16 protein-coding genes are annotated in these 21,060 nt (G+C 46.0%); 10 read left to right on the plus strand and 6 right to left on the minus strand.

From position 1 onward, the window contains the following. Positions 1-57 precede the first annotated feature (57 nt). Entirely contained in the window at positions 58-1,551 is a 1,494-nt protein-coding gene (locus tag MKY28_RS19050) for a serine hydrolase (RefSeq protein ID WP_253506386.1), read from the plus strand. Positions 1,552-1,793: 242 nt separating this feature from the next. On the opposite strand, the gene MKY28_RS19055 is transcribed toward MKY28_RS19050, so the two are convergent. Then, the gene (locus MKY28_RS19055) at positions 1,794-3,677 is read right to left on the minus strand and encodes an ABC transporter substrate-binding protein (protein ID WP_340936650.1); all 1,884 of its coding nucleotides are present in this window, start codon (positions 3,675-3,677) and stop codon (positions 1,794-1,796) included. Positions 3,678-3,800: 123 nt separating this feature from the next. Between MKY28_RS19055 and MKY28_RS19060 the strand changes: the two genes are divergently transcribed. The 4 genes from MKY28_RS19060 (at position 3,801) to MKY28_RS19075 (ending at position 8,465) form a co-directional block, all read left to right on the plus strand. After that, positions 3,801-5,051 carry an MFS transporter gene (locus tag MKY28_RS19060; RefSeq protein ID WP_340936651.1) on the plus strand — a complete coding sequence of 417 codons (1,251 nt, stop codon included), beginning with the start codon at positions 3,801-3,803 and terminating at the stop codon, positions 5,049-5,051. 174 nt (positions 5,052-5,225) lie between these two features. Further along, positions 5,226-5,435, plus strand: a complete 210-nt coding sequence (locus MKY28_RS19065) for a helix-turn-helix transcriptional regulator (protein ID WP_036669037.1) — start codon at positions 5,226-5,228, stop codon at positions 5,433-5,435. Position 5,436: 1 nt separating this feature from the next. Next, complete coding sequence (locus MKY28_RS19070) at positions 5,437-6,207, plus strand: DUF3169 family protein (RefSeq protein WP_036669035.1); 771 nt, start codon at positions 5,437-5,439, stop codon at positions 6,205-6,207. Between the two features lie 50 nt (positions 6,208-6,257). Further along, positions 6,258-8,465 (plus strand): serine hydrolase, encoded by a 2,208-nt coding sequence (locus MKY28_RS19075; protein ID WP_340936652.1) that lies wholly within the window; start codon positions 6,258-6,260, stop codon positions 8,463-8,465. Between the two features lie 153 nt (positions 8,466-8,618). On the opposite strand, the gene MKY28_RS19080 is transcribed toward MKY28_RS19075, so the two are convergent. Both MKY28_RS19080 and MKY28_RS19085 read right to left on the minus strand, forming a co-directional pair. Next, positions 8,619-9,668 (minus strand): hypothetical protein, encoded by a 1,050-nt coding sequence (locus MKY28_RS19080; RefSeq protein ID WP_340019585.1) that lies wholly within the window; start codon positions 9,666-9,668, stop codon positions 8,619-8,621. Next, positions 9,668-11,503: an HSP90 family protein gene (locus MKY28_RS19085; RefSeq protein ID WP_340936654.1), complete on the minus strand. Its 1,836-nt coding sequence runs from the start codon at positions 11,501-11,503 to the stop codon at positions 9,668-9,670. The genes MKY28_RS19080 and MKY28_RS19085 overlap by 1 nt, the downstream gene beginning before the upstream one ends. A gap of 445 nt (positions 11,504-11,948) precedes the next feature. Between MKY28_RS19085 and MKY28_RS19090 the strand changes: the two genes are divergently transcribed. The 3 genes from MKY28_RS19090 to MKY28_RS19100 all read left to right on the plus strand — a co-directional run bounded on the left by MKY28_RS19090 (position 11,949) and on the right by MKY28_RS19100 (position 14,562). Next, positions 11,949-12,854, plus strand: coding sequence for an ABC transporter ATP-binding protein (locus MKY28_RS19090; protein ID WP_340936656.1), 906 nt, complete (start codon positions 11,949-11,951; stop codon positions 12,852-12,854). Further along, positions 12,847-13,680, plus strand: coding sequence for an ABC transporter permease subunit (locus tag MKY28_RS19095; RefSeq protein ID WP_047842007.1), 834 nt, complete (start codon positions 12,847-12,849; stop codon positions 13,678-13,680). The genes MKY28_RS19090 and MKY28_RS19095 overlap by 8 nt, the downstream gene beginning before the upstream one ends. An 87-nt stretch (positions 13,681-13,767) precedes the next feature. Then, positions 13,768-14,562: a MurR/RpiR family transcriptional regulator gene (locus tag MKY28_RS19100; protein ID WP_340936657.1), complete on the plus strand. Its 795-nt coding sequence runs from the start codon at positions 13,768-13,770 to the stop codon at positions 14,560-14,562. Positions 14,563-14,565: 3 nt separating this feature from the next. Here MKY28_RS19100 and MKY28_RS19105 read toward each other — a convergent pair whose 3' ends face one another. Then, a complete protein-coding gene (locus MKY28_RS19105) occupies positions 14,566-15,552 on the minus strand; it encodes a Gfo/Idh/MocA family protein (RefSeq protein ID WP_340937978.1) in 987 nt (328 codons plus the stop codon). Between the two features lie 32 nt (positions 15,553-15,584). After that, positions 15,585-16,598 (minus strand): Gfo/Idh/MocA family oxidoreductase, encoded by a 1,014-nt coding sequence (locus MKY28_RS19110; RefSeq protein ID WP_340936658.1) that lies wholly within the window; start codon positions 16,596-16,598, stop codon positions 15,585-15,587. 243 nt (positions 16,599-16,841) lie between these two features. Between MKY28_RS19110 and MKY28_RS19115 the strand changes: the two genes are divergently transcribed. Beyond that, a complete protein-coding gene (locus MKY28_RS19115; RefSeq protein ID WP_340936659.1) occupies positions 16,842-18,128 on the plus strand; it encodes a DUF5050 domain-containing protein in 1,287 nt (428 codons plus the stop codon). 186 nt (positions 18,129-18,314) lie between these two features. Next, entirely contained in the window at positions 18,315-19,946 is a 1,632-nt protein-coding gene (locus MKY28_RS19120; RefSeq protein ID WP_340936660.1) for a helix-turn-helix domain-containing protein, read from the plus strand. A gap of 128 nt (positions 19,947-20,074) precedes the next feature. Here the strand turns inward: MKY28_RS19120 and MKY28_RS19125 are convergent, their stop codons facing one another. Continuing rightward, positions 20,075-20,650: a GbsR/MarR family transcriptional regulator gene (locus MKY28_RS19125; protein ID WP_036611216.1), complete on the minus strand. Its 576-nt coding sequence runs from the start codon at positions 20,648-20,650 to the stop codon at positions 20,075-20,077. Positions 20,651-21,060 lie beyond the last annotated feature (410 nt).

The following is a 21,060-nucleotide window of genomic DNA, read 5'->3' on the forward strand; positions in this document are numbered from 1 at the left end:
AAGGCATAGTGAATTGTAGGAGATTATTCTTTTTATTGAATATTAGGAGGAAAAGGTATGACGACAACAAAGCTTCGCACATCACTGGAAGGACTGGATGAATTCATCGACGAGCAGCTTCAATTATGGAATGGTGTCGGCACAGCGGTGGCGGTGGTCCATAAGGATGAAGTCGTCTGGCAAAAAGGCTACGGTTATCGTGACCTGGAGTCCAAACTTGAAGTTACCCCTAATACGTTGTTTGCCATCGGTTCAAGTACCAAAGCCTTTACCGCAGCAACTGCTGCTCTGCTTGTGGATCAGGGGATACTGGACTGGGATACCCCTGTGAAGTCGTATATGAAAGACTTCCAGATGTTTGATCCGGTCGCAACAGAACGTATAACTATTCGCGACATGCTGTGTCATCGTTCGGGTCTTCCAAGGCATGAGTTGGTATGGTACAACTCCCCGCGTACAAGAGAAGAACTTGTTCGAACATTACAGTATCTGGAGCCAAATCAGGATTTCCGAAACAAATGGCAGTATCAGAACCTGATGTACATGACGGCAGGTTATCTGGTTGGACAGCTCAATGAAACTTCGTGGGAGCAGATGGTTCAGAAGACTCTATTTAATCCGCTGGGTATGAACTCAAGTCTGTTCTCTGTTGAAAAAATGCAACTTCAGCCTGACTATGCTTACCCTTATATGGAGAAGGATGGTCAGAATACGAGAATACCTTTTCGAGCCATTGATGCCATAGGACCTGCTGGTTCCATTAACAGCAATCTAATCGATATGATTGCATGGCTTCAATTCCAGTTGCATCAAGGTCAATGGGAAGGAACGTCATTGATATCTAAGGAACAGATGAAGATTATGCATAGTCCTCAGATGCCCAGTGATTCGCCGTTTATAAGCCAAGAACTGCCTATGAGTACATATGGTCTGGGTTGGATGATTGAGCCTTATCGTGGACATGCCATGATTCATCATGGTGGGGCTATTGATGGCTTTGCATCACAAGTTGCCTTTTTGCCAGAGGAGCAGATTGGAATCGTGGTTCTGAGTAATACCAACGGAAGTATAATTCCCTATACGGTTGCTTTTCATATCATGGACCGACTGCTTGGATTAGAGCCCGTCAATTGGAGTTTCAAATTGAGAAAATTAATGGGGAAAGAATCAACAGAAACGGAGGCTAATCCGGAGAATCCTCTGGAAGTGCCTATTGAAGCAGAGACTGCCGTTGAGGAAAATATTGAAGAACCTCACATCATACCTTGTGATCGCCCTTACACCGCTTATGCGGGTATTTACACGCATCCTGGTTATGGCGAGATGTCGATTCAAGAGACAACGGACGGGTTGCAAGCAACCTTTAACGCCATTGAAATGCCCATGGAATACACCGGGAAAGATACGTTTTCCGTCGAATTTGTGTTATTCGGTCTGAAGATCACGTATACGTTTACCCTCAATGAATCTTCAGAAGTTGCTCAATCCATCTCCATTCCTTTGTTGCTTGAACCGGGTACAAAGCCTATTGAATTCATCAGGGTTTCGTAAATGATCTGAAACTATATAAATTGAACTAATGAATATATTTACACTGGTCACTCCGATGACAGAACAACCTTCTGATCGCTGTTATCCCCAGATTTTTTTGATTTCTTTTCATAAAGTGAAAATCCGGGGATAAAGGCGAACGCTCTGCTTCCTCAGGTTATTTCTGTCCTCTCCGTTTTGTATAAATGTTTAGTTCAATTTATATAGAAACGCCTGATTCATTTCCGTTGTGGCAGCTAATCCTACCACAACGGAATATACACCGGATAACTCGTATCCTCTTCAGCGGCCCCAGGGCTTCTCTTCACCCACAATCTGCGCAGATCAGGCAGACCATACCCCGCAAGACGATAATCTCTCAGTGAATCATGATGGGCGTGTTCTTCCTTGAAGCTGTATGTGGGCAGAAGCAATGCCTCCTGAATCAGTCGATCTTCTAGCCGAATCAATCTATTCAACCGCTCCGCAGGTTCCTGGATCATGACCACTCGTCCACATTCCTGTTCCAGTTCATGTCTCCAGTAATCATTCATCGCAATCAGGAATAACGTGTTCTGGAAGGTGTACATCGTCACGAGACTCAGCACGACATGATCATTGAAGATTTCTCCTGTATAGATCAGATCACAATCCCCAAACCCATCTTGATAGACTGCGTGGACCGGATCTCCCGGCATAATGTTAATATGTAGGCCAATCTGTTTACATCTCTCTGCAAACCAGACCATATCTGTCTCCATCTTCTCTCCTTCTTCAACCCACAGACTTAAACTCTGCCCTTGGTAAGAGCTATGACGCAATAATGCTGAGGCCCGCGCCAGTGAGGTCTCCACGGAAAGGTCAGGTACAGGTGTGACCGAACCATCCGGTTGTTCCGATTGCTGTTTCCCTGGCTCCCCTTGATCTGAACCCACCTTTAAAGGTTGCTGTACTCGTCCTCGAATCAGACTATAGGCAGCCTGCGTGTTCGTGCTTCCGAGCGCTTGCGACAACTCCTGCGCATTCAATAGCTGTTGAACAGCCCGGCGAAAATTCAAATCATGCTGCGGCCCTTCCTTTTGCATATTAAACGTCATATACATGCCACCCTGCATCTCATGTTGCACGGCACGAGGCTCCGCATCCGGAAATATATTATGCTTGATGACGGACTCCACCCTCCCAGAATGGGGAAGTTGCCATATTTCAACGCGGTCAATATAGGCTCGGCCTCGGAAGTAGGAAGGGAATACTTCCAACACAAGCAGCTTGGAATCATGACGTGTCAACCGATAAGGTCCTGTTCCAATCGGATGGAGCGGATTCATCTCCACATCTCTCGGCAAGATCGATGCAGACATACTACTCATCAGATCCGGGAACATGAAGTTAGGCTTGTTTAACACAAAACGTACAGTCAATTCGTCCAACGTCTCTATGCGCTCAATAGATCCAAACAGAGGCCTGCACGGGTTACTATTGTCAGAGATAATGCGATCAAAGGTAAACTTCACGTCCTCTGAATCCAATATTCTGCCATGATGAAAGGGTATACCTTTGTGCAGATAAAAGGTCCATTCGCTCCCCTCTGAATGACTCTCCCATGCCACAGCCAGACTCGGTTCACAGACCTGGTGTTCAGCATTATAACGAACCAAACGATCAAAAACCTCCGCAACAATAAAAACTTCTCCCCACATGGCCGTCTGCGTGGGATCCAATGTCTTAAAAGGGATATTCCGTGGAATCCGCAATGTATCCACTCGTCCTCTGTCCCCTCCATTCGAACGCAGACCAAATTGATGCTGCATTTGCTGCATCAGATGTTCTCTCATCGTAATTGGCAAGGTGGTGGCCAGTTCATAGGCATCCTCCATCCTGTTCCCATCCAGGAGATGGTCAAACCGTTCACGCGCCACTTCAAGCAACGGGACACAAAATACCAGCATCGATTTTTTGCCTCTTCCGCGTTGCGGGTTCCACCTGACCCATCCGTTCTCCTTGAATTTGTTCATAATGAGGTTCATATTGCGCATGGTACAACATAAAAGATCGGCAAGTTCACCTACCGTTGTAAGTACTTCTTGTTCATCATGTACATGTGGAAAGTTTAATCGCAGTTGAATGTAATGTTCTGATACGTCCATATATACCCTACCTTCTGCTAAAATACGAAATCCATCCGGATGCTTCTACAGTTTTTCTTCAGGTTTTCCTCCATTATACTCAGTAACATCAACATGACCAGTGGGAAGGAAGAACAACGATTTATGAAATACGCCGATTTGCACCCGAACATCAGGATACGTATCATTACTGATTTTTTCACCGATCTGACCCAGAAGTCCATCATTCCATTCATGGCGATCTATCTGAGTATTCAGATTGGCGCAGGTTTGGCGGGGTTATTGCTGACGGTCAATATTGTCGCTTCCATGATTGTGGGATTGTGGGCAGGATATTGGTCTGACCGAATTGGACGAAATAAATTAATGGTGATCGCACAAAGTCTCCAAGTCATGGCTCTACTCGGCTTGGCCATCGCCAATTCGCCGTGGATGGATTCAATCATCGTCACTTGCCTCATGTTTCTGCTCAGCAGTCTCAGTTCAGGGATCACCGTGCCGATTGCTAATGCCATGATTGTCGACGTGAGCAGTGAACATGAACGTCATTATGTATATGGGTTGCAATATTGGACAACAAACGTTGCTGTAACTTTTGGTGCACTGATGGGCGGGCTATTTTTCGAATCATTTCGTTTCCTATTGTTCAGTCTGGTATGCCTTGAAAGCCTAGCTACCCTGTTTATTTTGATCTTTATGATTCGTGAAACAATGGATAAACGCGCATTAGATTATGGTGAGGCTCCCATCCAGAAGAACATATTGAAAACGTACGGGGCGGTCTTTCAGGACAAACGTTTCATGATATTTTTCACGGCCACTGTACTTGCAGTCTCCCTGGAATTTCAGTTGGATAAATACATCGCTGTTCGTCTAAAAAATGAATTCACCGCCCAACTGTTCGGCTCAGATATCTCAGGTCTGCATATGTTCAGCCTGATCATGGTCATCAACACCGTAATGGTTGCCTTGGTTGCCATTCCATTCACCAGATGGATAGGTCGCTTCCAGTCCCGATCTATTATGACTGTTGGTATGCTCCTCTATACCGCAGGTTTCACCGTACTTGCTTTCAGCAACTGGGCCTGGTTACTCATCTCATCCGCTATATTGCTAACGATTGGAGAATTGATGTACGCCCCTGTTCGTCAGGTCATGCTCGCAGGCATGATTCCAGATTCGGACCGTGCTGCCTATATGGCTGCTGACGGGTTGAGTTACAACGCTGCTGCCCTTCTCGGCAGTCTCGGGTTAACCATTGGAGCCTTTCTGCCCTCCTATGCGATGGCTGGTCTGTATATCCTGATGGGGCTTGGAGCGCTCATCTTTTTCCGAATGTTACTTCGGAAGGCAGAGGAACAAAATCAACATCTGCCGTGTGCAGATGCATCTTGATTTCACTTTTCAGGCAATTTTTCCGACAACAAAATAATCATCCAAGGGAGCCCAACTGGCTCTCTTTTTCATGTCCATTATCAACATTTAGAAGTAAATGATCTTTAACATTTTGTATATTATAGTTTACATTTAGTCAAATATCATGTACATTGGGTTCATGGAGGTGAGCAAGTGGAAGAATTACACAATCACGTTCGGGAGTTACGAGCCAGAGACCGGATATCCCAAGCAGAACTGGCCAAACTCATTGGTGCATCCCGTCAAACCATTGCCCTGATTGAGCGTGGAGATTACTCTCCGTCGGTCGTTCTGGCACTAAAAATAGCACATGTATTTCGTGAACCTGTCGAAAAAATATTTGAACTGAAAGGTGGAGATTAAAATGAAAAATTCATCATCCTCGTCCATTAAAAAGCGGTTGCGTCTTCCCTTGTATGCAGCCGGTGGCGCTGTAGTTGGTTTTCTCGGCGCTAGCGGAGTGAGTAAACTCCCTTCTGACTTGAACTGGACGCTGTCCGTGTATTATGACTATGATCTTTTATTCGCAATCCTGGCGGCTCTGGTGGTAGTTATGACGGTGTGGAACATCTTCAGTCTCTCCCGCACGCCATCTCTCCCTCCCATGGAAGATGATGCTTATGGAGATTCCGATTCACTCATCTCACCCGCAGAGCGCTCCCTCGGAAAAGCGATGATCCTCAGCGGATTCAGCGTTATTCTTACGTTTACCTGGGCAGCACTTGCCTTGTCCTTGTATGCATCCAACCGAACCATGCCGAATTCTCCAGAACTGTTCAACCTCTTGAATTTTGTTGCTTCGTGTATCTCTATTATCATCGTTGTGGTCGTGCAAACTCTGACTGTGAAGCGATACAACCGTTATTATCCTGAGCGCACTCTGGATCTGAACTCGCGCAACATGAAGAAGGATCATTTTGAGAAGCTGGATGAAGGCGAGAAATGGATTGTCTATCGCGCAGCCTATCGTTCTTTTCAGATGATGAATGTACTTCTTGGTGTTGGAATGGTCTCTATGGTTCTATATTCGATGCTCTTTACCTTTGCTCCATTCCCAATTGTGATGCTCTCTGTGATCTGGATTGCCAACATTGGAATCTATTATCGTGAAACCTATCGTGCGAGTAATCAGTAATACATGAGTAGGTAACTATTTTGTAAATATTTTCATAAAGGAGTGTTTGCATGCATTTATCCAAACGAAAGACCCGTTTCAGGTTCACCTCCCTAACAGGAGTTTTTATGGCTGCGGTTCTGTCTCTCAGTCTGTGGGTACCCGCAGTTCAGGCGGAGACCGCGACTCCAGTAGCTGCTGAACAAGGAAAGACGAAAGCGCTGACAACTGAATCGGCTACAGCTTTTCTGGATTCATTCTTCGATTCACCTGAGGCAAAACCCCATTATGTGGGAGCCTCCGTTGTTGTTGTGAAGGATGGCAAAGTTCTGGCGGAAAAAGGATATGGCTTCTCCGATGTGGAGAGTAAAACAGCGATCGATCCGAAAAATACGGCCTTCCGTGTAGCCTCTGTATCCAAAACATTCACGTCAGCTGCTGTAATGCAGCTAGTGGAGCAAGGCAAGGTTGATCTGCAAGCTGATTTTCAGACCTATGTGAAAGGGCTCGAATTCGATAATCCTTTTGACAAACCTGTAACTGTGGAGAACCTGCTCACACACACGACCGGATTCGAGATTCGTGATCCGCAGCAGGAAGACATCCATACTGATTTCGACAAGTACATAGCGATGGAGGATTACGCTAAGCAACACATGCCTCCTGTCGTTCGCGAGCCTGGTAGCGCCTATATGTACGATAATTTCTCGTTTTTGCTGCTTGGCATGATTGTTGAGAATGTAAGCGGCGAGCCCTTTGAATCCTACATGCAACAACATATCTTCAAACCGCTAGGAATGGATAATAGCAGTTTCATGCTGGACAAAAAGTTCCAAAAGCAGCTGGCCACGGGCTATGATGCGGCACACAATCCGCTTGATCTTTACACCATCTCTCCAACACCAATGCCTCAAGGTGGCATGTTGTCTACCGCTGAGGACATCGGGAAGTTCATGATTGCGTTCCTGAATGATGGCGTGAAGGACAACAAGCGAATTTTCAAGGAATCCACGGTAAAAAGTATGGAACAGTACCGTTCTTCCATTCATCCACTGTTACCAAACACGACGTATGGATTCGAAGCTGCATTTCAGCTTCCCGGAGCAGGAAGTAGTCCAAAAGTTATTACAAAAGGAGGCGACCTGACCGGATTCAGCTCTTATCTCTTCCTTATTCCCGAGCAAAATACAGGCGTTTTCCTGACGTATAATCAAAATGGAGCACTTCGTAACCTGTTCTACCCTGCATTCATCCAGAGCTTCTTCCCGGAATATGCAGAGCCTGTACAGTTCAAGGAATACACGCCGCAATCCGCAGCTGAGCTGCAACGCTTCACAGGATTGTACGCAGATATTCGACTTAGCACGATTGTAAGTTCCTTGAAAGGTGGCGGGGATAAGCCAGGACAACTGAGCATTAACGATGTATTCCTGGGTCAACGCAACCTGATTCAGGTGGAAGATAATCTCTTCAAAGATGAATTGACTGGTCAATTCACAGCATTCAAAGAATATGCAGATGGAACCACATACATGAAAGAACCTTACCTCAACCCTATGGGTTATGAGAAAAAAGGTCAAAAGCCTATGGGCTTCCGGGATGTTCGTGAGAACAGTCCTTATGCCGAAGCCATCTATGCCATACAATCTCTTGGATATTATGAGAATGATGGCAACAAGTCTTTCCAACCAAAAACAGGTGTGACACGAGCTGAATTTATTGAGAACACCCTTAAACTGAGTGGATTGAAGCCCAGCAAAACTACGCCTCCTGCTGGCACCGACTGGGCAGATCATGCAGCAGCCGGATATATTCAACTCGGATATGAGTTGGGTATGATTACTGGCACGGACGAACAGCAATTTAAGCCGGATCAAGTGATTATCCGACAGGAAGCAATGGTCATGATGTGGAGAATTATGCAACTACAATATCCTAGCGAACTGTTCAATGATGTGAAACTTGCGGGGCACACAGATGCATGGGCTGTACCAGCCATTCAGATGATGGCGAAGCTTGGTATCCATGGACCCGAGGTGAAGGTAATGGAGGATGGTTCTGTTGATTTCCTTTCCCGCAAACCTCTGATTCGTCAGGAAGAGGCTGCGATCATGTATGCGCTGCTTACCCAACCAACAGATCAAATCGTCGCTGAACTGATGGCTGCTCAGCAGCCACAAGCAGAACCTGCTGAAGGAGCTGAGCCTGCAGATGAGACATCTGAAACTGCGCCGGTTCCTGTACCAGCGCCGGTCCCTTCTGTGACTTCAGCACAATAAAAATAAAACATCTTCATACCGATTAGATTGATCATGCTTATGATGCAAGAAAAAAACAGGCTTGTTCAGAAGGATACAATCCTTCTCGAACAAGCCTGTTTCGTTACTTTTCATAACTTATTATAGCAATCTGTCACTAAGTTATATCCGTCTCTATTCAATCAACGAAGTTACATGGAGGTTCCCGTTGCGCTGATCAAACTTGGCTGCAGCGGTCTGAGCATGCTCCGCAAAGTAATCGGCCAACTTGAGCAGGTCGCCTGGATCACCTTCATACGGGAAGGATGCTGGCAAACGCAATCGGTATTCTGGAGATTCTTCCGCCCAGCGGCGAAGCAACGATGCCGCTCTGGCATAAAACAACATTTTGGCGTAAGGATCTTCATGATCAGCAGCAAACACCAGTGTTTCCTCCAGCACATCTATGCCTTTTGCCGGGTTCGTACGTGCGAGATAATCCATCTGCTCCGCAAAACTCTGCACAAAATCGTTCTGGCCTTTGATCAGGCGATATCCCTTGGTCTGATGTTTATCTGCTTCCGCAGTCCGTCCCAGTCGATATAGCGGCATCAAAATTTCAGATAAAGTCAGATGGGGAATCTCCGCACAGCTCATACGCCCTTTCAGGATAGGCTGTGCCGCCACCAACACCTTCTCATCGTCTCCTTTTAACAAGAAATATCGCATAATCTCATCCTGCTCACAGGCTTCGCAGTCACTCATAAAGTCACGATCCATCGTTCTGAATCGATCATAACTGCGTCCCGCTTCCTCCAGCTCCCCAAAATCCATAAAGATCCGGAACCGATAATACCAGTAGGAGCGTTCGCTGTAACCGTAGGACTTGAAACGCCGTCCGAAATCCTCCAACAGCTCCAGGATCTTCTCGCGTGATATTTCCGGAAAGTCGGGCATCTTGCCCAATATCCATTTGTACGACCACATTAACGTTTCTTCATCATATTCTTCGGGCTGTTGGTCGAACTTGCCCAGCTGCCAGGAAAAAGCAATCAGTGCTTTCATTGGATAACCACAGAATGTTGCTGTCTCCACAATCTCCGATCTTGCTTCATATGCCTCTTCCTCCATGCCGTTCACATCGGCAACTCTTGCCGCTTCCTCCAGCATACCAAGCTTCGCCGGACCATTGGGCAAACCATAGGCCTCGTCCATCAGTTCTTCAAAATCCATCTCTGTCTTCATCAGGCATCTCCCTTACGATCTGTATTGGCACGCAAACCCCAATCAATAAAACGAACAATGCCCTGATTTAACACTTCAAGCTCCTGCTTGCTCATGGCATAATGCCCCATCATCAGTGCATTGACGTATAACATTTCGATGGCAATCGGCGTCATCTGGTCATCCGGTGATGTCAGTACCCTCTGAATGATCGGATTACTCACGTTCAAATACAAAGTTGAGTACCCTGCTGAACTCATGCCAGAAGACAATGAACCCAGAACAGACGAGAACAATTCCGTGCTCTCCTCGCTTGCTTTTTCAAGCGCACGAAGTGTTGAGGATTCCTGAGACAGCGTGAACAACACCGGCAGATCCGAAGGTTTAAAACCTTTCACCTCAGCCCGACAACGGAAGCGCTGTAAGGCAGAATCGGCCAGTCGCAACGCATCATAATACTGATTACGCTCAGCGGGTGGCACATCGGTGAAACTCATCGAGACCTGATCCGGCTGTAGCCGCTCCGTGTGTACGTTGTGCACGGTCATCGGCAGTGTCGCCATCAAATCGCTGTCATAGATATAACCACCGTTAATTACCAGCATCGATTGTGCGGAAGCTACATGATGAATCTGACGGTACTCATCAACAGAGGACGTGAAATATAATGTCTCTCCTTCATCAATTAACTCACCCAGTTCACGGTGACCCCTCGTACTCTCAAATGGCAACCAGCGATGAATCATTGCGTAGAATGCTTGATCCTGCACAGCCAATGCCTTCATGGACAGAGCATGCAGACGAATCAGCTTCTGAAGCCGTTCCGTCTGGCTCTCAGCCATGTCGGCCAGTCCCTTGCGAAGTGCGTCTCCGAGTTCGGAGCGAACTTCCTCCAGCTTTTCATTTTCATAAAAATGTTCTCGTGATGCCGTCGGTTGAAGCTCATCTGTCCAGATCAGGCATTTCACGAAGAAAGTCCACTCTGGCAAAATGTTCTCAGCCTTCTCCGAAATCAGCATTCGCTTCAAGTAAACCCGATGAGAACGCTTGGCATTCAGATTAACCGCGTGTGGCAGCACAAAAGCAATACCACCGGTACGGCCTGAAGCTGTCGTCAACGGAATGAAATCCTGGAACTGCTCGCCAAGCAGACGTTCACCAAAAGCCAATACCTCCGCTCTGCGTGAACGTGCGAGTGCAGGGTCCATTAGCCAGATCGGTGTCTCGCTATTCACCACATGTTGCGCGCCGTCATGATACAGCGTGACCGGATACGGCAATAACGCTCCATAATAGAACAGGGCCTCTTTCACATAATCTGCTTCAAAGTAGTGAGCCGCGTCTGGTGTGCAGCGCAGATATACTTTCGTGCCCGGGGACAGCTGTGTGTCCAACTGTCGAATCGTATAGGTGCCATCCGGCTTGCCCCGCCACTCCATCGAAGGTCCACCCTTCGCGGATTGCGTCAGCATGACAATTTCGTGACTCACCATGAAACAGGATAACAACCCAATCCCGAAACGCCCGATAAAGGAAGTCTCTCCATCCAGCAGCGCTTGCTGCCCCCTCTTCGAGGATTGTCCAATCATCGCCAGGAATTCATGGATGTCAGCTTCAGTCAAACCGATGCCGTTGTCCTCCACCATCATGGTCAATTGCTCACCTGTTCCCGTCAGTTCAACACGCACTTCACCCTGATACCCTGACTCCGCCTCCGTTCGTGCGGTAATCGCATCCGTCGCATTCTGCATCAGTTCTCGCAAGAACACTTTAGGACTGCTATATAGATGGTTGGATAAAATCTGGATCATCCCGCTCAGGTTCACTTGAAAACGATATTCATTGGATGCTGTCATGACTCACTCACCTTCCTCTACGTCCAAACACAATATGTACCCATACGATGTATTCATATGGATGTGTTAGACGAATTCATTATGTAATCGTTAGAAACAGACGTTCCCCGTGACAGGCACGCCAAAACATCACGTCAAGCCGGCCCTGGATAACCAAGACCGGCGTTATATGCATATTTCAGGCATTCATGAGACGTAAGGCCTTATCTTTCATTACCACGTTATGAATAGCAATGAAACGGATGTTCTACCCTAAAATAAGGATACATGTTACAAGACAGAGTGAAAACAAACCTGAGACCCGATTTCAGGCAGACTTCAGGGTAAATGTGCATCCTCCATTCGGGACTATTGAAGGAGGAAAATATCTTTTTTGTCGTCCATTTGAACGATATCAGCCTACCACACGTATAATCTCCAAACTCAGATCGGACGGTGAATATACATGATCGAAGTACGTAACATATCCAAGCAATTCAAGGTGCATCAAGCACTGCATGATGTCAGTATCACAGTTAAACAAGGCAGTGTCACCGGGTTGATTGGACCCAACGGTTCGGGCAAAACTACACTGATCCGTATCATGAATGGGGTTTTGGGCGCTTCCAGTGGACAGGTAACCATTAACGGATTGGACGCCGCTTGTGAGGCAGAGAAAGTACTGGCCATGTGTGGCACTCTTACCGAGCAAAGTGGATTATATGAAAATATGAGCGGGCGTGACAATCTGACTTTCTTCGCAGATGTTTTTGGCCTGAATCATGCCAAGAAACGAATCGACGAGCTTGTAAATCTGTTCGAGTTGCAGGATTATCAGCATCGAAAAGTCGGCACCTATAGCACAGGCATGAAGAAACGCTTGGGCCTTGCACGAGTACTCTTGCACCGTCCTTCCATCCTGTTTCTGGATGAGCCCACCAATGGCCTGGATCCGGATGGAATTCAGATGGTGCTACGCATTATCCGTCAGTTAAATAAGGAAGAAAAGATGACAATCCTGGTCTCATCCCATGTGCTGTCCCAACTGTCAGCCGTCTGTGATCATTATATTTTCATGGAAAAGGGGCGCATCGTGGAGGAAGGCACGGAACAGGAGATTGTTAACCGGTACCTGTCCACTCCGAAGCTCGAAGTAGAAGCCGACATGCCAGAAGGATGGCACACGGCAACCGACTTTACACCTGAAATAATCTCCGCACATCAAGCAGTATTTCAGCTTACATCGCGTGAAGATATTCCATTACTGCTAAGACAATTAACGCAGCATGGTCAAGTCTATCAGGCCCGCATCACGGGCAGTGATCTGGAAAGTATCTATTTTGCCATAAGGGAGGCACACCACTATGAATAACCGCCAAGCCATACGTGCACTGGTACGTAAAGATATCCGGTCCGTCACAGCCAGCATTCAGCTCTGGTTGCCCATGTTGATCGTTCCACTGATTATTGGAATCATCATGCCCTCCGCCCTTCTGTGGGCGGCCTCCAGAATGGAACTTCGTTCTCTGGGCAACATCAGCTTTCTACTCGAATCATTGGATGCGTTAACCCATGGTGGACAGATTCCTCAGCTTGCTTCCATGCCTACAGATAATCATCGTATTGTCTATTACTTGGCCATGTATATGTTCGCTCCCTTGTTTCTCATCATTCCGGTAATGGCCTCCAGTATTCTGACGGCCAATAGTTTCGCTGGTGAGAAGGAACGTAAGACGCTGGAAGGATTGTTGTTCACACCGATAAGTATGGACACTCTTTTTAAAGGCAAAGTGCTAGCTGCCCTGATCCCTTCCATTCTATTATCCTGGGTTACTTTCCTGATCTATGGAATCATTGCCAATATTCTGATGTACCCCATGTTTGGAACGTTGATGTTTCCCAATCTGAACTGGATCATACTTGTCGTGTGGGTTGTTCCCGCTTGCAGTCTTATGGTCATTTTATTAAACGTCCTGATCTCGGCCAAGGTCCGTGGGTTCCAGGAAGCCTATCAACTCGGCGGATTAATTGTCCTTCCCCTCATCGCCTTAGTCGCTGGTCAAGCCAGTGGCATGCTGCTGATTGGTCCTTGGATGTTAGTCATGATTGGAGCAGTGCTCCTGCTCATAAGTGTGGTTCTTCTTCGTCTGGTCACGTCGTGGAATAGTCGTCAGCAACTGGCGGAAAGTCAGATCTGAGTTGTGCGATTGAGAAATAAATATACGCAGGTTATGATGTGGAGATATATGCTATGGGATGATTTTAGAGAGGAATGGAACAACTGTATGGAATCCAAACTACTTCAAAAATTAAAATATGCTTCACAATTAACGGCACAGGAGAAACATATTGTGGACTATATCCTGAATAATCCCGAAGTTGTATTTGATTCTACAGCCCATGAACTAGCTCAGCAGACCTATACAAGCTCATCCACCATTGTTCGTCTATGCAAAAAGCTGGGTACCAAGGGGTACCCAGACTTTCAGCTCAAGCTTGCTCTTGAATACCAACAGATACCTTCCACGTTGCAGACGCAGGATCATGCAATTGCAGAACAAGGCAACGTGCTGGCTGCCATTGACTCGGTTCCTTACTTGTACCAGCAGGCGCTGGATGATACCCGCCGGATGTTAAACGCTCCTGTTTTGCTACGAATCGCGAACTGGGTCAAAGAATCCGTACGCATTGATGTCTATGGCAGTGATATGAATTATTATCTGGCTCAACAGGCTTGTGCCAAGTGGAATGAACTCGGCATATCTGCGATTGCTCATAATAGTCCGAACATGCATTATTTGAACACGATGAATCCCAACAGCCTGACGCTGTCTTTTGTTATCTCACACACAGGCGAGAACCAATCCATGATTGAAGCTGCCAAAGTGCTGAGCAACAAACAGATGAAAGTCATCGCGGTCACGGGCAACAACCATTCAACCCTGTCCAGACATTGTGATGAAACGCTGCTGGCTTACGGATACAATGAACAATTAAGGCTATCCAAAATGTCTTCGATGGTCTCGGTACTCTACATTTTCGACATGTTATACATGGGGAGCATTAGCGATACGTATTAACGATTACCGTTGATCTGCTGCGAATTGAATTCCGGCATCCTTACGTGCACTCATGAGTACGCTCATCACAGACTGGCTGTGTTCGAGTAGTTCGTAACACCGTTTGTAATCCCCATTTGCATGCATGTCCCTGAACGCTTCCCACTCATAGTACAGCCAATTGGATTTGGTCTGCGCATTATATGCCTCAGCAGGCTCATTCCCGATCTGAAGCTTGATCTCCCGGCAACCGTTAGCTCCTCCTACAACCTGAAGATAACCTTTCTCTCCCTGAATAAGCACAAAGTTCATGCTGTTTGTGTCTTTGGCACCTACACATTCCGCAATAAACCCCGGATACTTAAGAACCACTACACCTGACGTATCAATGCCGTTTGCATGCTGGTTCGCGGTATACGATACGGTATTCGGATTGCCGAACAGATTTATGACCAGATGCAGATTATAAATATTGATATCCATCAGCGCTCCACCAGAGAAATGTGGATTGAATACGTTTGGCGTTCCCCCTGCAAGCAGATCATTGTATTTGCGCGAGTATTGACTGTAGTTACACTGGATGAGTTTGATCGGACCAAGCTTTGGTAGTTGCTCCTGTATGACTTTAATATTGGGCAGATGAATGTTGGAGATGGCTTCAAACAACAACAGATTCTTTTCTTTTGCAAGTGCAATCAGCGTTTCTGCTTCCTGAAGCGTGGACGTGAACGGTTTTTCGCAGACAACATGTTTGCCATGTTGAAGTGCCTGATAGGCCTGTTCGTAATGCATGCTGTTTGGTGAAGCAATATATACGAGATCTACATTTGTATCTGAAAATAGGGATTCCAGGTCCGTATAGATGGTACCGACCCCATACTTACCCGCAAGCTCCTGTGCTGTCTCTCTCTTCCGGGAGTACATCGCTGTACACGTAACATCTTCCAGTTCATTTATAGCAGATAAAATGGCATCCACAATGGACCCTGTACCAATCGTTGCTATATTCATCATATCGTTTCGCTCCTGTCGTTGGTTGTTTGTCAGTTGGCTCTCTTCGCTGCTTCGATTCCGTCATGTAAAATATCCAATACATATAAAACCTCTTCATCCTTGACCGGTTTATCACCGTTATGTCGAATGGCTTGAAGCAGTTGATCATATAAAATGCCATAGTCTGTTGCTTCCGAAGGAACTTTCTCCGTATGTGATGTTCCCTCATCGTCCACATAACTAATCGTACCCCAGTTATCCTCCGGTTCAGCTTCAATGGATACCCTGGTTCGCCCATCTCCATTTTTCGTTTGATGCCCACTGCTATATTTAACAAAGCTCCCTCGTTCCCCGTGGACAATGAATTTTGGATGCTCGATCTTCACAAGCAGGCTGCACTTAATCGTGGCCTTCATTCTTCCATATCGAAAATCAATATCGATGTAATCATCAGATTCACCCGGCGCGATCAAACTCCGAACATCATAATCAATACGGTCAGCTACGCCATAGATGGAGATTAACTGATCGATCGTATGCACGGCCAAGCCATGCAGCAATCCAAATCCACTTCTGGTGTACTGTGGGTGAAAATAATCATAGTGGGACTGGATTTCAACAATATTCCCCAGTTTGCCGCTCTCAATCACTTTCTTCAATGTCAGGAAATCACCATCAAATCTGCGATTTTGATTCGCCATAGCGATGAGATTTTTACGATTGGCTAGTTCAAAGATATCTTTGGCTTCCGCAGAAGTGGAGGCAAAAGGTTTCTCCACGAGCACATGTTTCCCGTGTTCCAATGCCAGCTTGGCGTACTCTACATGGCTATCCACATGGGTGGCAACAACAATCAATTCAATCTCATTATCCTGCAATATGTCTTCGATATTCGTCGTAAAAGTAATCTCGGGATAAAGTGATTCACGCTCTGTGTCGCCAACCCGATCTTCCTCGCGACGGTATATCGTCTTCACCTTGATGTTTTCTTTTTTGTCCAGATAAGGCAAATGATAATTCACCACTGCATTCCCAAATCCGATGATCGCCACATTCATTACCATGATCGCTCACTCCTCTGCTCTGGTTGAGTGTAATGTTATCACGATCAAGTCAGGCGGAGAATGCTTTGGGACGGGATTGGCAGCATCATGCGCAATTCGATTTCAGGTTTGAATGACTATGAAATTCAATTTCATTCTCTTCTTTTTTTCATGTTTGAGATCTAACATATCTTCCATAGTTTACCGATATAACATAAGGAATTAACGACATACATATAGAAGAACGAAGGGGACGATGAACGAATGAAAACAGGGTATACATACTTACAACGCACCATCTGTACATTGCTGTTATTTACACTCATTGCAGCAGTGACATTGGGAGGTGGAACCGCAGCCCAGGCAGCTTCACTTAGCCAATCCACAGTGTATTATGAGTCCGACGGAGTTTTGTACAAAGTATCCGCGGATGGCAGCAATACAACAGAAGTATTAATTGATTTCCAAGGTGTAGACTTGCTCGCGGCAGGCTCTCACCTCTACTACACGCAGACTGCTTCTTCCACAACCTTGCTTCGGGTTCCAAATGACGGGTCCAGCGATGCGGCAGAGACATTTGCTACAGATGTACTCAGCTATTATACGGATAACGGATTCATCTATTATCTGGATACTACAGGTACCATTTATCGCGCGAATGGCAATAGTGACGCTTCAGCTGTCACCAAGATTGCTGACAAGGCTGATACCGACTTCCCATTCCTCCTGGTAACCAAAGGGCGTGCCTACTATAATGCGTTGGTTAATGGAAACACGTGGATCGTGTCCAAAACGTCCAACGGTGCTGGAGCTGTGCAGCGGATTGCCGCAGGCGCAGTGGAAGGACGTTATTTTACAAATCAAGCCAAAAACGAACTGCAACTGATGGTAAATACAGACCCCTACGAGGAGTTTTACTCCACCAATGCTGTTGTCCTGTATAAGGTGAAATACAACACTGGCAAAGCAACTGCGGTTAATCCCAAAGCCAAACTGGATGTGAATGCTGTATATTCCGGTGGTTGGGGAAACAATCTTTACGTGTATAACAAAGGAATCGTTCTCGACAGCAATAAGGATTACAATTATGCCAAAGGCAAAGCGTTTGCGTTAACCACTTCAGCCAAAACACTTCAGCTTCATAACAAAAGCGTTCGTGAAATAAGTGCCTTAGGAACAGACAAGGTTGTCATTATTGATGCAGACAAAAAGGCTTATGCCAAAACGGTCTCGGGCAACAAAGTGACCAAGTCTGCCAACCTGAACCTGAACAATGTAACGTATGTGGCGAATCAATTGACCAATGGTACATCTACGGCTGCATACATCTCGGGCAACAATGGACTCTATTCGATTAATACAGCTCTCAAGGTAACGAAACTTACCGGGGACGAATGGGATGCATTCCATATCAGAGATGATGTTGAAGGCCTCTTCTACATCAATGCCAAAGATCAATATCGCTTGTATCACGTGCAAACGGGTGGAACAGGGAAAAAAGTTATGAGTGACGTTTTCCTCGACAATATTCTATTGGTGACACCGTACTAACATATCATGTTGATTCAGGCGTATAGCCCATTCAACGGACATGTCCAAAACAAAAAGGATTACCATGCAGCCATAACGGCTCTTGGTAGTCCTTTTTTGGTTGTCGAAAACTATTTTTCAAAAACATCTTCCATATGAGAATGATAATTGTTATCATTAAGAAAATAAGACAAAAGGATGGTCCGTATGACTGAACAGTTTCCCTTCATTGCTGAAACCTCATCTCTACCGCTCCTCTCCTCCATGTGCCGTGTGCGTCGTGGGGAGAATTTCCGTGTGCAAGGCAAGACGGTGTCACGGCCCATGCTCTGTCTTATTTTGCAAGGAGACGGTGTTCTGGTCCTGAATGATACAGTCTACACGGCTCAAGCGGGCAGCTTGTTTGTACTGAAGCCAGGAACAACCATCGAGGCCGCTGCACGCTCGAATATGACCGAATGTATATTACTAAGCATGGATACGGTTTGTTTGCAGCAAGTGCGCGGTGAATGGAAAATGACCTCATCACCTGCCTTCCCGCTGGATTGGGAGACAGGCAGGTTGCTGGTTCGTCACGAGCAGCAGGCTAAATTACATTTCGAACAACTCTATGAAACCTATCGCGGTCTTCAACCGGATCACTTTATCAGCATACATAGCCAGCTGCATGAGCTGTTGCAATTTCTCTCAGAGAACAGGCTGGAAGCCAATCATGAGAAAGTGGACCCTGCCTTGGAACGCAGCATTATGTATATGCGACGTTACATGAGTGAAGGAATCAGCATGGATCAGCTTGCCAAGATTGCTGGACTCACCCCCAGCTCTTATTCACGCAGTTTCAAGAAGGCCAAAGGCATGTCACCGACCGATTACCTGAATCGTTTACGTATAAACGAAGCAAAAAAACAGCTGACAGAGGAACCCTGTATCCTCAAAGACGTCGCGGTATCTGTCGGGTATGGTAATGAGTATTATTTTAGCCGCAAATTCAAACAAACCTTGGGGATTGCTCCCAGCGTATATATGAAAAGAGATCAACTTCGCGTAGCTACGGCATCCATTATGGGATTCCATGAGAACTTGGCCTCGCTTGGACTGCGCCCGGTAGCTGTGCTGGAAGGTGAAGGAGTGTTCGACCGAGAATCGGATGAATATGAACAAGAACGCCGATTAACCAGACAATTCGATCAACTTCGGCAGGCGAAGCCAGACTTGATCATCGGTGACTTTTACCACAAGCCCTATTATGATCGCCTGAAAAGTATTGCACCCACCATCATCTTGGAGTCCACTGATGACTGGAAAGAGAACCATATTCGCATAGCCGAACTGGTCGGACGTGAGAAACAAGCGTTGCTGAATTTCAAAGAACTTGAGTTTCGCAAGCTTGAAGCAAGCCTGAACCTGCAACCCTATTTCGGACAAAAACGGTTGGCTCTGATGGAGGTTACGAATCAATCCATTCGCTTACAAGGGACTGGCGAGCATCCATTAAATCACTTGTTGTATGCTGAATTGGGACTTCAGCCTGCTCAGCTTGTATCTCCCGAAAGTTCCAGAAATGAGTATGCAGCGGATAGTATCCCTGTGCTGGACACGGATTACCTGTTGATCCATCGTGCTTCGCTTCAGCCTGTCAGTGAAAAGGTGTTCCGACGCATGAAACAAACGGCATCATGGAATCGATCTCCTGCTGTATTGTATGGTAACGTTCACGATATTTCGAACTGGCAACGGTTATGCTGGACCCCGGGTGGCCGGTTGCAGATTCTGAACGAACTGGAACAGATTACTCAGCAGTCTGTAGTCTTTCCTCAGGCAGGTCTGATCGGACATTAGATGTGAACATAGGTCGATACGATGGGCAAGATTATCTTTTACATCGTGTTCCTTCATTAATAATTCAGTAAGATATTGCACAGGCCAAAGGGCCCTCTCCAATAACGGAAAGGGCCCTTTGCATGTAATTATGAATGTTCCTTGATCTCTTCCTTCGGAACCAGCTTGTATATCTCTTCATTTTCCATGGTATCAATCAACCGATCCAACCATTTGTAATATGCTTCCGCTTGCAAAACTTTGTGTTTGTCTTCCATCAGAATGTGGATAAGTTCAGCGTCTGCCTGCTCATCCAGACCTTCGACTAACCGATTCAGTTCTTCAATTGATTTGCGTAGAATCTGAAGGTTACTCTCCACGGCTTTTCTCCATTTAATCGCAAAATAATCCGTAAACGTCTGATGCCAGTCGTATTCTACTTCATATAGGTCTTTTCTGGAGCCCTTGCTCCACACTTTATTTACCATTTTCAAATCCAGCAGTGTTCGTACACCTGTACTCATACTCGTTTTGCTCATTTCCATTTCCCGTCCCATATCGTCAAGGGTCATTGGTTTGTCTGCAAAAAATAGCAATCCATATAAGTGTCCCGTCGACAGCGTAACGCCGTAAAGATCCATATTACGTCCAATGGCTTCAATGACGCGCTTACGAATCTTCAGCACGGTTGCCTGCTGTTCCTCTTGTAAATGGTCCAAGCCCATGCTTGCAACCTCCATTCTGAACATTCCACAGTCTTTGGCGAAATAATTGCAACACTTTAAAAGTCCTGCTTACATGGGAAAGCACTCGGCCGGACATCATATATGCCAGAGGGCTTTCATTCACCCAATGTATGAAAATGGGAACTTTACCAGGCTACAATTGCCTATGACTATCTTTTAACCAAAAAATTCAGCTTCAATTCAGCTCATTTTCTATTGTAGGAAAAGCAATGTCAAATGTAAAGCTGCCTTATTAGCCAGAATAAGGAGAATGACGGAGTATTTGGACGAAAAACTTTGTACAGTTTTTACTGTACAAACATTATGTACTGTTTATTCGGTTGATATACTGGTTAAGTATTGTTAGACTTAAAAACGTTACCCAGAAAGACGGGAAGCGAAGCAACAAT

The sequence above is a fragment of the Paenibacillus sp. FSL R5-0473 genome (genome assembly GCF_038004565.1).
Lineage (GTDB): Bacteria > Bacillota > Bacilli > Paenibacillales > Paenibacillaceae > Paenibacillus > Paenibacillus amylolyticus.